Annotated in this window: 14 protein-coding genes and 1 pseudogene; 14 read left to right on the forward strand and 1 reads right to left on the reverse strand. The window is 46.0% G+C overall.

Annotation, left to right across the window (positions count from 1 at the left end; translation table 11 throughout):
- The 13 genes from AC1U9U_RS11820 to AC1U9U_RS11880 form a co-directional block, all read left to right on the forward strand.
- Window positions 1-622, forward strand: a 622-nt coding sequence (locus tag AC1U9U_RS11820) for a hypothetical protein (protein WP_479960766.1), incomplete at its 5' end; no start/stop codon positions are given.
- On the forward strand, window positions 619-909 hold the full coding sequence (locus AC1U9U_RS11825) for a EutN/CcmL family microcompartment protein (RefSeq protein ID WP_479960767.1): 291 nt from the start codon (window positions 619-621) through the stop codon (window positions 907-909). The genes AC1U9U_RS11820 and AC1U9U_RS11825, both read left to right, overlap by 4 nt.
- A gap of 18 nt (window positions 910-927) precedes the next feature.
- A complete protein-coding gene (locus tag AC1U9U_RS11830; RefSeq protein WP_479960768.1) occupies window positions 928-2,250 on the forward strand; it encodes a 4Fe-4S dicluster domain-containing protein in 1,323 nt (440 codons plus the stop codon).
- Window positions 2,247-2,798: a BMC domain-containing protein gene (locus AC1U9U_RS11835; protein WP_479960769.1), complete on the forward strand. Its 552-nt coding sequence runs from the start codon at window positions 2,247-2,249 to the stop codon at window positions 2,796-2,798. The genes AC1U9U_RS11830 and AC1U9U_RS11835 overlap by 4 nt, the downstream gene beginning before the upstream one ends.
- A 24-nt stretch (window positions 2,799-2,822) precedes the next feature.
- Window positions 2,823-3,503, forward strand: coding sequence for a cupin domain-containing protein (locus AC1U9U_RS11840; RefSeq protein WP_479960770.1), 681 nt, complete (start codon window positions 2,823-2,825; stop codon window positions 3,501-3,503).
- A 27-nt stretch (window positions 3,504-3,530) separates the two neighbouring features.
- Window positions 3,531-4,895, forward strand: coding sequence for an ethanolamine ammonia-lyase subunit EutB (locus AC1U9U_RS11845; protein WP_479960771.1), 1,365 nt, complete (start codon window positions 3,531-3,533; stop codon window positions 4,893-4,895).
- Window positions 4,896-4,904: 9 nt separating this feature from the next.
- Complete coding sequence (gene eutC, locus AC1U9U_RS11850; protein ID WP_479960772.1) at window positions 4,905-5,813, forward strand: ethanolamine ammonia-lyase subunit EutC; 909 nt, start codon at window positions 4,905-4,907, stop codon at window positions 5,811-5,813.
- An 18-nt stretch (window positions 5,814-5,831) separates the two neighbouring features.
- Window positions 5,832-7,298 (forward strand): ethanolamine ammonia-lyase reactivating factor EutA, encoded by a 1,467-nt coding sequence (locus AC1U9U_RS11855; RefSeq protein WP_479960773.1) that lies wholly within the window; start codon window positions 5,832-5,834, stop codon window positions 7,296-7,298.
- A 52-nt stretch (window positions 7,299-7,350) separates the two neighbouring features.
- The gene (locus tag AC1U9U_RS11860) at window positions 7,351-8,553 is read left to right on the forward strand and encodes a phosphotransferase enzyme family protein (RefSeq protein ID WP_479960774.1); all 1,203 of its coding nucleotides are present in this window, start codon (window positions 7,351-7,353) and stop codon (window positions 8,551-8,553) included.
- A gap of 89 nt (window positions 8,554-8,642) precedes the next feature.
- Window positions 8,643-10,079 (forward strand): trimethylamine methyltransferase family protein, encoded by a 1,437-nt coding sequence (locus AC1U9U_RS11865; protein WP_479960775.1) that lies wholly within the window; start codon window positions 8,643-8,645, stop codon window positions 10,077-10,079.
- Between the two features lie 40 nt (window positions 10,080-10,119).
- On the forward strand, window positions 10,120-10,743 hold the full coding sequence (locus AC1U9U_RS11870; protein ID WP_479960776.1) for a corrinoid protein: 624 nt from the start codon (window positions 10,120-10,122) through the stop codon (window positions 10,741-10,743).
- Window positions 10,744-10,790: 47 nt separating this feature from the next.
- Window positions 10,791-11,594: a methyltetrahydrofolate cobalamin methyltransferase gene (locus AC1U9U_RS11875; protein WP_479960777.1), complete on the forward strand. Its 804-nt coding sequence runs from the start codon at window positions 10,791-10,793 to the stop codon at window positions 11,592-11,594.
- An 88-nt stretch (window positions 11,595-11,682) separates the two neighbouring features.
- The gene (locus AC1U9U_RS11880) at window positions 11,683-12,312 is read left to right on the forward strand and encodes an HAD family hydrolase (protein WP_479960778.1); all 630 of its coding nucleotides are present in this window, start codon (window positions 11,683-11,685) and stop codon (window positions 12,310-12,312) included.
- A 158-nt stretch (window positions 12,313-12,470) separates the two neighbouring features.
- Here the strand turns inward: AC1U9U_RS11880 and AC1U9U_RS11885 are convergent.
- Window positions 12,471-12,629, reverse strand: a pseudogene (locus tag AC1U9U_RS11885) (FCD domain-containing protein); the annotation flags it as partial.
- A 128-nt stretch (window positions 12,630-12,757) separates the two neighbouring features.
- Here AC1U9U_RS11885 and AC1U9U_RS11890 point away from each other — a divergent pair.
- Window positions 12,758-13,069, forward strand: coding sequence for a DUF6951 family protein (locus AC1U9U_RS11890; protein WP_479960779.1), 312 nt, complete (start codon window positions 12,758-12,760; stop codon window positions 13,067-13,069).
- Window positions 13,070-13,233 lie beyond the last annotated feature (164 nt).

Consider the following 13,233-nt stretch of genomic DNA (forward strand, 5'->3'; position numbering starts at 1 on the left):
ACTTCCTAAGGGGTTGGTCTTGCTAGAAGGAGGAAAGGAACGCGAAGATCTTCTTCTGGAATGGGTTCAGCGGTGGCGGCCCAAATATAAGCTCTTCCTTTTGCTCAAGGATAATCATTGGCAAAATACCCCCCAAATCCAGGAAGCTGGGAATTTATCTCCTGGAGTTAGTTCTATATCCTCTAGTGAAGCATGTGCCCTCAAAGCCTGGAGTCATATTTTCATACCGGATTGTTCGGCAGATACTTTGGCTAAGGCAGCCTTGGGAATTCAGGATACACCTTTTACAGAGTTGATCGGCCGGGGAATTAGCGAAGGTGTTGCCATTACCTTATCTACTTATTATCTTGGTTTATCGGCAAAAACACCGGAACCTTACCGCAAGATGTTTCAAGATTATATTCAAAAGCTGAGGCAATTTGGGGTGCAAATTTTGGTTACCCCTAAGGAAATACCGATTCGGCATTTTGCAAAACGGCTGCTTACTGATCAGGATGCTTTTTCTATACCCGAGAGAACAATTCTTCAGCTATCTAAGGAAACCATTATTTCGCCGCTGGCTAAAGACACTTTAAAAAGAAAGCAGATTCAGCTTAGGGTTGAAACGGAGGACGAAATATGATTTTGGCGCGGGTTATTGGTAATGTTTGGTCAACTCGCAAAGAAGACTCTCTGCGTGGTTTGAAATTTTTGGTGGTGCAGCCGATTACCCTGACTTATGAAGAAGATATGCCTATTCTTACGGAGTACGGAAATACCTTGATTGCTGCTGACCGAATTGGCGCGGGAGAGTCGGAGATTGTCATGGTTGCCGGTGGTTCTTCGGCCCGCCAAAGTTTAGCCAATACCCAAGTACCGGTAGATGCCATGGTAGTTGGGATTATCGATAAAGAGACTTTTGAAGGATAGGTTTAAGGTGGTGGGAGCATGAATCCAATTGCCAAAAAGGTTAAAGAGGCAGGGGTTGTCGGAGCGGGAGGAGCAGGGTTTCCCACTCATGTCAAACTCAGTTCTCAAGCCGAGATTGTCATCGTTAATGGAGCGGAATGTGAACCTTTACTGAAAACCGATCAGCAACTGGCTGCCCAATACCCTGACCAATTGGTTCATGGACTTGGCTTGGCCATGGAGGCAACAGGTGCCCGTGCGGGAATCATTGCTCTTAAAGCGAAATATCAACCGGCTATTGAGAACCTTAGACCTTTACTTCAAGAAAATATGCGCATTGAGATTCTGCCCGATATTTATCCGGCAGGGGACGAAGCCATGACTATCTGGCTCACTACCGGCCGCCGGGTCCCACCGGGGGGACTGCCTTTGCACATTGGAGTAGTAGTCCATAATGTCCAAAGTATTATTAATATTTACCAAGCAGCCCATAATGTACCGGTTACGCATCGATTCTTAACCGTTGCCGGGGATGTACCCCAGCCCAGGACAATTTGCGTTCCCATCGGAACCAAAGTTACTGATGTGCTAAAAAAGGTTGGCGTTAACCTGACACCTGATTTGGCTGTCATTGATGGAGGTCCGGTCATGGGAAAACTGGTGGCGGGAAGTAAATCCGTCAGCAAAACAACAGGTGGACTTATCGTTTTACCCAAAGAACATTCCCTGATTCAGAACAAGGAGAAAAGTCTGGAAGCAAACATCAGGATCGCCAAAACAGTTTGCGAGCAATGCCAAATGTGTACGGACCTCTGTCCGCGCCATCTCCTCGGTCATCGGCTATCCCCTCATTTATTGATACGGGCTGTGAATTATAACCTGATTGGTGATCCCCAAGTTTTAACAGAAGCCCTGTTATGCTCGGAATGCGGGGTTTGTGAAGTTTATGCCTGCCCGGTGGGAATATCTCCCCGGGAAGTTAACATTGCCTTAAAACAAAAAATGAGGGTGAAAGGAGTTAAATACTCCGGGGCAATCCAAAGAGTGGATCCGATGGCCGAATATCGGATGGTGCCAACTTCGCGACTACTTCAGCGGCTGGGTTTAAAGCCCTATTATCATGAGGCACCTCTGGATTCAGCAGCCTGGGAACCTGATGAAGTGTTGATTAACCTTCAACAACATATCGGTGCTCCTTCGCAGCCGATTGTTCAGGTGGGGGAGCGGGTGGTTAAAGGACAGCTCTTGGCCGATATTCCCGAGAAAGCACTGGGGGCGAAGATCCATTCCAGTCTGGACGGGATCGTGGCAGAAATCAGTTCGGAATTTATCCGTATTGCTAAGGGGGGTGACCCCAGGTGATTCATGCTATTGGTATGGTTGAATTTTCAAGTATTGCCCAAGGAATTGAAGGGGCAGATTTTATGGCCAAACGTGCCGATGTGGAAGTTCTGACAGCCAAAACTATTTGCCCGGGGAAGTATATAGTATTGATCTCCGGCGATGTATCCGCAGTTCAGCAATCAGTTGAAGCAGGTATAGAAGTCAATCCGGTCAATGTGGTGGATTATTTTGTCATACCGAATGTTCATCCATCAATTTTGCCGGCCATCAGTGGCGGAAACGAAATCAGCAAACTTAAAGCCATAGGTATTATTGAGACTTTTAGTGTGGCATCTTTGATTGAAGCGGCGGACCGAGCCGTTAAAGCCGGGGAGGTAGACCCGATTCGACTGCATTTGGCTTTTGGCATTGGCGGCAAAAGTTATACCATACTGACCGGTGAAGTCGCCTCTGTTAAGTCCGCGGTGGAGGAAGGAAGCCGGGTGGCCGCTCAAAAGGGGCTGCTTGTGCAAAAAGTCGTCATTCCTCGTCCCCATCAGCAAACCATAGCAAGCTTATTACTGTAAATGGAGTAAATGGAGGTGAAAACCTTGGGACGTTTTATATCGGCTGCCATGATCCGAGAATTGGCAAAAGGCAGTAAAGAAATTTCCTTGGAAAAAGATTCTGTCCTCACCCCTTCTGCCAAAGATTTGGTAAAAGAGTTAGGCTTGACCATCCTTAAGGGTAACCAAAAACTTTCCGTATCTGAGGGCAGGGTAAAGACAGTGGATCAATCCCTGAGTTTCGATCAGCCGGTTTCCTTTTCTGGTTCGACATCAGTAAGTTCTCCCTGCTCGGCATCCCCGGAAGAAAATGAGCTTAAAAAGAGGATTCGTAAAATTATCGAAGAGACTCTTCAGCCGGCTTGTCCTAATCCTAAGCCGCTTCATGTCCATGGTGATCAGGTTAAAATTATGCCTTTTGACCAGGCGCCTCCTGGTCAAAGAGTTGGCTTAACCGATGTATTAACTGCGCAAGAGGGTAATCTTTGTGCGGGGTTTATGACCTTTAACCAGTCCGAACTACCTTGGTTTTTAAATTACGATGAAGCGGATTACATCATCGAAGGTGAGTTTCATCTTCAAGTGGGAGAGCAGTTCTTTCGCGCCAAAGCAGGTGATGTGATCTATATTCCCAAAGGGAGTCATGTGGTTTTCTCTTCTCCTTCATTTTGCAAAGTATTCTATGTAACATATCCGGCTAACTGGAGTGATTTTTGCGCAGAGTAAGAGTCCATGAGATTGGGGGAAATGCAGATGATTTTAAAGGCTAAGGTTTATAATAAAGTCTTTGCTTTTAAGGATCTTAAAGAAGTCATGGCAAAAGCCAATGAGGAAAAATCCGGTGATGTTTTAGTGGGCATCGCTGCTGAATCTGCTTCAGAGCGGGTTGCCGCAAAACTGGTTCTGAGCAATTTGACTTTAGAAGATTTATACAATAATCCCGTAATTCCTTATGAAGAGGATGAAGTTACCCGGGTAATCTATGATGAGTTAAACCGGAGGATCTATCAAGAAATCAAAGCTTGGACCGTCGGGCGGTTACGGGAGTATATTCTTGATCATAAAACCACGGACAATGATCTGGCTCGGGTCGGCCGGGGACTGACAAGCGAAATGATTGCCGCGGTAGCCAAGCTGATGTCCAGTATGGATTTGGTCTACGGGGCAAAGAAGATGCGCCATGAAGCCCATTGCAATACAACCATCGGCCTGCCGGGAACATTGGCCTTTCGCAATCAGCCCAATCACCCCACCGACCATGTAGAGGGGGTTATGGCCTCCCTTAAGGAAGGATTGAGCTATGGCTCGGGAGACGCCGTCCTGGGGATTAATCCCGTGGAAGATAATGTCGACACGGTATGCCGCTTACTGGAAACCTTAAAGGAGTTTATGATCAAATGGGAAATCCCGACCCAGAATTGTGTCTTGGCCCATGTTACTACTCAGATGAAAGCCATTGAAAAAGGGGCGCCGGTAGATCTTCTCTTCCAAAGTATTGCCGGGACCCAGAAAGCCAATGAAGCTTTTGGTATTTCCAAGGAACTTATTGACGGGGCTTATGACCTGATTCAGCGTGAAGGAACTGCACCCGGTCCGAATTTAATGTATTTTGAGACCGGTCAGGGATCGGAAGTTTCCTTGGATGCCCATCACGGGATAGACATGATGACTTTAGAGGCCCGCACTTATGGGTTTGGCCGTAGATATCGACCCTTTATGCTTAATAATGTGTCCGGGTTTATCGGGCCGGAGACCATCTACTCCGGTCGTGAGGTCATCCGTGCAGACTTAGAAGATTTATTTATGGGTAAGCTGCATGGTCTGCCGATGGGAATTGCACCTTGTTATACCAACCATATGAAAGCCGACCAAAATGACCAGGAAATTGGCACTTTGCTCTGCGCTATGGCGGGAGCCAATTATTTCATGGGAGTCCCGGGCGGGGATGACATTATGCTCAGTTATCAAGATACCAGTTTCCACGATGATGCAGCTACCCGTGAAATTCTTGGGCTTCGTCCTTTGCCGGAATTTGAAAAATGGCTGGAGAAAATGGGTCTAATGGAAAATGGCCGCCTTACCGAGAAGGCCGGAGATCCTTCCGTTTTTAATAAGTAAAGTGAGGTGATGAATGTGTCCAAGGCAGATCAGGATTTAGAGAGAATTGTTCAAGATGTCTTAGCTGAACTTACTAAAAGGGGGCTGGCAGGTACGGCGGTTAAGGAGCAGTTGTTGTCCGCAGTTCAAATGAATCCGCCCTCGGCAGCGAGTCGGGAAGAGAAAATGGTCACCTTAGTAGGCGTTGATGAGATTTTGGTCGAGAATCCGGTCAATCTTGCCGCCATCAAAGCTATGAAAAAAGTCACTACTGCCCGGATTGGGATCGGGAGAGCCGGTGCCCGGCCCAAGACTGCTTCCTGGTTAAAATTATTAGCCGACCATGCCGTAGCCCAAGATGCAGTATTTGTGGATGTCTCCCCTGAGTTCATTAAGAAGATGAATTTATGTTCCGTGCAGAGTGCCGCGGAAACAAAGGAGCAATTTTTGACCAGACCTGACTTAGGTCGCCGCCTCTCGGCAGAAGGAAAGAAAATCATTTTGGAAAAGTGTGAGAAAGATATCCAAGTCCAGATTCTTGTGGTGGACGGCTTAAGCTCAACAGCCATTGAGGCTAATGTGGCGGATATTCTACCGGCTTTACGCCAGGGTCTGAAAGCTGCCGGGATCAGAGTAGGCACCCCGGTATTCGTCAAGCATGGTCGGGTCTGGGTTCAAGATGAGGTTGCCAAGCTATTAAATGCCGAAGTGGTTATTTCTCTAATTGGTGAACGCCCCGGCCTGGGAACTGCTGAAAGTCTAAGCGCTTATATGATCTATCGGCCCGACGAAAAAACTGTGGAAGCAGACCGGACGGTTGTATCCAACATTCATCGCGGGGGGATTCCCCCGGCCGAGGCCGGTGCTCACTTAGTAGACCTTTTAAAACAAATACTTAAGGCTGGAGCCAGCGGGGTAAATCTAACCCGGAATTTCTAGTTTTGAGGTAATTTCGACATGAGTGAAGCGTTGTTTCAGACCATGACCAGTGTAGGAATAGATATCGGCACCACAACGACCCAATGTGTGATTAGCCGTCTTACTCTTGAAAATACTGCTTCCGCAGCTCTGGTACCCCGGGTAGAAATTACCGGCAAAGAGGTGATCCACCGGAGTGAGATTTACCATACCCCCTTGCTGCATCACCATTTAGTCAATGCTGTGGAAATATCCCGAATTATTGCCGCGGAATATGCACGGGCAGGGGTTACCCCCAATGATATTGATACAGGTGCAGTAATCATTACCGGCGAAAGCGCTAAAAAAGAAAATGCGCAAGCAATTCTGGAGGCCATAGCCGGTTATGCAGGGGATTTTGTTGTGGCCACCGCGGGTCCTCATCTGGAATCCGTATATGCCGGAAAAGGCTCGGGGGCAGCAAAATATTCCAAGGAGAAAAATGAAACTATCGTTAACATTGATGTAGGCGGTGGAACTTCTAACTATGCAGTGTTTCAAGCAGGGGAGGCCATTGATACAGCATGTCTTAATGTCGGGGGCCATTTGCTTGAAATCGAACCCGGACAAACAAGAATTACTTATATTGCCGAACCGGCTCAAGCTGTATTAAGACACTTAAATCACCAGCTAATAATCGGCGAGGAAATTACTTTTTCGCAGCTAAAGGATATCTCCTTCACTATGGCCCGCTGTATCGTGACAGTGCTGCAAGGTAAGGTAACCACAGAATTAACCAGACACCTGCTCATGACGCCGCCGTTGACTCATAGTTATCCTCTCCGGCGGGTGATGATTTCCGGTGGTGTTGCCGACCATGTTTACTCAGAGCATACTCCCTCGACTGTGGAGGAGGTTAGTAATTTCGGCGATTTTGGTCCCCTCTTAGGCTGGGCTCTTCGCCAATTGCTCTTAGCAGAAGGGTTTGAACTGGTTAAGCCCCTTGAGACTGTAAGAGCTACGGTGATCGGTACAGGGACTCAATCCGTAAACCTTAGTGGGAGTACCGTTCATGTCCAGGAACAGTGTTTACCTCTACGCAATGTCCTGGTGTTCTCTCCTTTTGGTAGGGAGTATGCAGCAATTCCGGATACCCCGGAAGAAATTGCCCAACGAATTAATAAGGCCTTAGTGGCCCTATCTGTAGAGCACGGCCATCATCCCATTGCCTTGGCACTTCTAGGACCACGTTCCCTTGCTTTTACGGACATTCAAACTCTCGCTCAAGGGATAGTTTTAGGAATGCAGGATTACCTTGCTTTAACGAACCGCTTGATCCTGATTCTCGAGATGGATTGCGGCAAAATTTTAGGGCAAACCCTGACTGCTCTAACTACACAAGATCTGGAATTAATCTGTTTAGATCAGCTCTCAGTAGGTAACTCGGATTTCATCGATATCGGTAAGCCTTTGATGGGTGGACGTGTAGTTCCCGTCATAATCAAAACTTTGGTTTTTGATAAATGAGATTAATTTTAAAAAGGTGCGGCAGTTAAACTGTCAGTAAAGGAGGAGCAATATGGATACAAGTAGAATGAAATTGTTTGAAGCCTTTACCAGTCAGAAGAATTATACGGTACTTTCCGAAATCAGGGACATTAGAGAGCTCTCAGAAAGCATTCTCGACACCATGGAGACCACGCTTGTTCGTAATCAGATTATCGAGGCCCTTAAAGATTATGACTTGGGGACCATCATAGAAGTTTATGAGATCTTTGGCGGGTATGTCAATCGTAGTTTTGGAATTTATGCGGAGAGAGACGGCCAAAGATCAGAATATTTTGTGCGAAAATATAAAAAAGCAATCAAAGAAGATGAGATTCGTTTTGAGCACTCCTTGATTATGTTCGCCATTGCGAATGGATTAGATATTGCAGCGAATCTGATACCGGCACGCAATGGGCAGACTTTTGTAAAAAAGCCTGAAGGCGACTCAAATTCAGTGAATTATTTTGCCGTCTATGAGTATCTCCATGGTGAGGATAAATATACTTGGGACAACCCGACCCTTAATGATGAAGAATATAAGAGCACCGCTGAGGTTCTGGCCACTTTCCATAATGCCTCAAGGCACTTTGACCCCCAAGGGCTGGAACGTGTTGAACCTAAAATCCTGGAGTTCCTGCCCACATTACCGGAAGTATATAAAGGCTTTGCCCAACGCAATCTTTCTACCAAATTCCATAATTATTACCTGCAAAATCTCAGCGAGGTTTTAGCGGTTATCGAACGGACATCGATTCCTCCCGAGGCCGTGGCCAAGATGCCCTATAACCCTAGCCATAATGATTTTCATCCCGGCAACCTTAAGTATCTTAATAACAAAGCAGTAGGAATTTTTGACTTTGATTGGTCAAAAATTGAACTCCGACTTTTTGATGTATGCCTTAGCATGGCTTATTGCTGCAGCTCATGGAGTGACTTGGAAGATGGAACTTTAAGCTTGGAAAAATGTGCGATCTTCCTTAATTCTTATCAGAATAAGCTGAAAGAATTGGGTGGTTTGGAACCCCTGAATGAGGTGGAAATTGAGTATTTACCGATCATGATGGCGGCAGCCAATCTGTACCTGATCAATTGGGATGTAACAGCCTATTATGGCGGGACCGGGTTAAACGATTACGAGTATCTTGCTTATCTGCAGCATAATATCCGTCTCATGCGCTGGATTGAAGCCCACAAACCGGATATTTTAGCGATGGCTAAAGCCGCAATTTCATAAAGGAAACGGATAAAATCTCTTAATGCTCAAAATCCGTATGTAGATTTTTTATAATGATAATTTAGATCCAGAAGAAAGGGGAAAGAAAGATGGAATTTACCCAGTTTTTCACTCCGGACGAAATGCAAAGGATTCATGATGCCTCACTCCAAATCCTTGAGGAAACAGGTGTCCTGGTACGCAACGAAAAAGCACGGGAAATCTTTGCCAGACATGGCTGCCAGGTGGATGCGCAAAACGGTATTGTCAAATTTCCGCCCAGTGTAGTGGAAAAAGCTCGTCAGTCTTTTGTCCCGACCTATACTTTTACAGCTCAAGATCCCAAATTTGATTGTGTTCTTCCGGATAACCGCCCCATCGTTGTTACAGGAAGCTCGGCTCCCAATGTTATTGATCCGGGGACAGGGGAAGAGCGGCGGGCCACTTCAACGGATATCGCCAATATTGCCTATCTAATCAATGAATTGCCGGGCTTTGATGTTTTCTCCATTTCCACTCTCGCTGATGATGCTCCCCAAGGTCAATTCAGTTTGTCACGTTTTTATCCGGCTCTTAAGAACTGCAAAAAGCCGGTTCGCAGTAATACCCCCAATATGAAAGATCTCATGATGGTCTTGGAACTCGGTGAGTTGATCGCCGGGGGAAAAGAGGCTTATCGTGAGCGGCCTTTCATTAATCATCACTATTGCCCGGTAGTCTCCCCCTTAACTTTTGATGTGGAATCCACGGAGGCTGTAGTCTGGCTGACAGAGCAAGGTCTGCCGGTTTACGGAACAATAGTTCCCAATGCCGGCATGACCTCGCCGATGAGTTTAATGGGAACCTTGGTTTTAGGCAATGCCGAATTTCTAGCTCTCTCTACCCTGATTCAGATGATCCGTCCCGGTGCCCCCATGATTTATGCTGTTCTTTCCACCGTAGCGGATATGCGCACAGGGGCTTATGCCCCCGGAGCCATTGAAACCGGCCTTTTACAAATGGGTCATACAGAAATGGCGCGCTTTTATAACCTTCCTTCCGGAGGATATATCGGCTTAACTAATGCTCATAGCAATGATGCTCAATCGGGCTATGAGACGGGCATGAATACCACAGCAGCACTATTGGCGGGAGCGGACCTCTTTAATATGGGCGGCCTTCTTGGCAGTTTAATGGCTTTTGATTTCGCCAAAGCGGTAATCGACAATGAAATTGCTTTGATGTTGAAACAATTGAAGCAAGGCATAGTGTTTGCTGAAAATGAGCTCTGCCTTGATCTTATTAACAAAGTTGGCCCAGGCGGAAGCTATATGGATGCACCTCATACCATGAAGAACATGAGAAAAACGGGGCTATTAACAAAGATCGCCAATCGGGAGATGCGCAGCCGCTGGCTGGATGAAGGTCAGCCTGATTCCCACGCTCGTGCGATGAAAGAAGCTCATCGAATCCTCAGCAAACCTAATCAGGCCCGCTTTTCTGAAGAGTTGGATGCTAAGATTAAAGCTCATTTCCCAGGTATAGTAGCTGGAGACTCCCTGTGGTAATTACAACGGCCCATCTTTGAATATGGAAAGGAGAAGGAATATGAGCATAGAGAATATTTATAATGCAGTTATTGATATGGACAATGATCTCGTTGTGGAAGGGGTAAAAGCCGAACTAGCCGGTGGAGCCGAGGTTGCCAAGATTTTAAGTGATGGTTTAATCGGAGCTATGGATGAAGTGGGGCGCCGCTTCAGCGAGGGAGAGTTTTTTGTTCCGGAAATGCTGATGGCGGCTAAAGCCATGAAAGCAGGACTGGATGTTCTTAAGCCCCTTCTAGCCCAGGGAGAAGGGGAGAGCAAAGGGAAGATAGTAATTGGTACGGTTAAAGGTGATCTTCATGATATTGGTAAAAATCTCGTGGCCATGATGATGGAAGGTGCCGGATTCGAAGTTATCGACCTGGGTGTGGATGTTGATGCGGATAAATTTATCTTAACTGCCAAAGAACAGGGAGCGGGTATTATTTGTATGTCCGCCTTGCTCACAACCACAATGCCCGGCATGGCGGAAACCATAAAGAAGTTAAAAAATGAGGGGTTGGAAATTAAGACGATGATTGGCGGTGCCCCGGTTACCAAAGCATTTGCCGATAAGATCGGCGCCGATGGCTGGAGCCAGGATGGGCCGGGAGCAGTTGAAACGGCGAGGAAGCTTTTAGCGTAATATTTACTTACAGGCTAAATTGGACAAAGGAAAGGACGGGTTAATTCATGCTAATTGTCGGTGAGATGATCAACGCCAGCAGAAAGGTAATTGCCCCAGCCATCGAGACTCAAGACAGTGCGTACATCCAAAAGGTTGCCATAGATCAGCGGGAGGCGGGAGCCGATTATATCGATGTCAATGCGGGGATTTTTGTGGGTAAAGAAGGGGAATATCTTGAATGGCTGGTAAAGACGGTTCAGGATGCGGTGGATGCCCCTTGCTGCCTTGACAGCCCCGACCCTAAAGCCATTGAAAAGGCCTTGGCCGTTCATCAAGGTACAGCAATGATCAATTCTATTTCCTTAGAGAAGGCCCGTTATGATGCTCTTCTTCCCGTCGTTGCAGGCACTGAACTCAAAGTTGTGGCTTTATGCATGAGTGATGAAGGAATGCCGGAAACGACTGATGATCGGCTGGCTAATGCAGATAAACTGATTAATAGCCTGGTAAAAAATAATGTACCCATTGGCAATATCTATGTAGATCCTTTGGTACAACCTGTATCCACTAACAGCCAATTCGGGGTTGAATTTTTAAATGCGATTGCAGAGATCAAAGCCCGTTACCCGGGGGTCCATACCATGTGCGGACTTTCTAATGTTTCCTTCGGGTTACCCATTCGGAAGTTTATGAATTCAACATTTGCGGTTATGGCCATTGCCAGGGGGCTTGATGGGCTTATTATTAACCCTCTTGATCCGTTAATGATGGCAAGCCTAATTACCGCGGAGACTTTGGCCGGACGGGATGACTATTGTACTCGCTATTTAAAAGCATTCCGCGCTAAAAAGTTTGAATTTTTGGGGTAGCCATAATTAGTCTTATATAATAAAATTACCAAGGGGTAGGTATTTCCTGCTCCTTGGTAATCTTTTGTGGAGGATAGGGAGAGATCTGATGGCTCTTGTAATGTTTGACTATGATGGGGTAATCGTTGATTCACTGGAAGTCTTCATTGTAAACTTTTCGGCCGCTTGTCGTGCTCATGGTTATAAGGCTTCTGCTCAAGAGTTAATCGATTTTTTTGACGATAATTTTTACGCCGGTATGCTTAAAAAGGGATTCACGGAGACCACTATCAATGCTATTTTGCAGGATTATAAAAAGCTTCAGGAGCCATCTTTGATAAATCTCCGGCTTTTTTCCGGTATTCCCGAGATGCTTAGGCAATTGGCCCAAATCCACCATCTATTCGTTATAACCTCAAACCTTTCCTCAGCTACAGAGGCTGTTTTGGCGAAATACAATATCCATTGTGTAAGAGAAGTCATTGGCGCAGAAAAAGAAAAAAGCAAGGTAAAAAAGATTCTGCATGTCCGCAAGTATTTTCCTAAAGAACCTGCTTTTTATGTAGGAGATACCAAAGGGGATATGTTGGAAGGGCGTAAAGCCGGAGCATCGACCATTGCGGTGACTTGGGGATGGCATAGGGAAGAACGTCTGCTGCAAGGTAATCCGGACTTCGTGGCTCATTCACCCCAAGAGCTGGTAAAAATATTGTATGCTAATTCAATTATTAATAAATAAATATGAAAAACAAAGCACGTGAAGGGATCTCGCGTGCTTTTTCCACAGTTATTAAGTTAACTTATAGCGATCCCTGGATTTTTCCAGGTGTAAACTCATTTTTCGAGCGGCTTCATAGAATCACGGGACATAATGGCATTATAAATCAAATTGTGTTCTTAAAAAATATCATTTAACTGCATTACGTTTGCCATACCGCTTTTACTGATATAGCGAATCAGCTTGCGAGATGTAAGGAGGAGACTTTGGATGATAGGATTTTGAGAACACCCCGCAATTGCCAGGTGAAAATCCAGGTCAAGATCGAGAAAATCCTGTAAATTACCATTTAAATAGGGACCTTTCCCTTTGTTTTTTTATTCATTTAGGAGGGAAAAAACCATTGAAATTGAATTAAATATATTAGAGAAGAACAATAATTTTGAGGGAAGGTGGAGTGGAAATTATGGCAAAGGTCATCGTTAACCCGGGGATTTGTGGATTCCGAACGGAGATTGAGGTGGAGACTCAGGATTCGAGAAATTGTTCTATCAAATTAACTACCACATGCCCCAACATTCAGTACATGGGAGAAGAACTTCAAAGTGTGGATGCCTACCGGGAATGTTTTGCTAAAGTAGGTGATTCTCAAGTATTCGAGGTCGCCAGAAGGCATTGTAAACACGCGGCCTGCCCGGTGCCGACTGGGATCGTCAAAGGGATTGAGGTTGCCTGTAAATTAGCTCTACCCAAAAATGTAGAAATTACTTTCGAGTAGCCTGCCCTGTCACGGTGCAGCACCAGCAGACGATGAAAAAGTTCTATCGGGTCAAGATCCTTCGCTAATCACTCAGTATGACGAAGACTAAATGCCGTGTCATCCCGAGCCTAAGCGAAGGATCTTTTTGTCCTTCGGTTTTCGGCTTACTCTTCTTCCCCGGC

The sequence above is a fragment of the Desulfitobacterium sp. genome, from assembly GCF_982384815.1.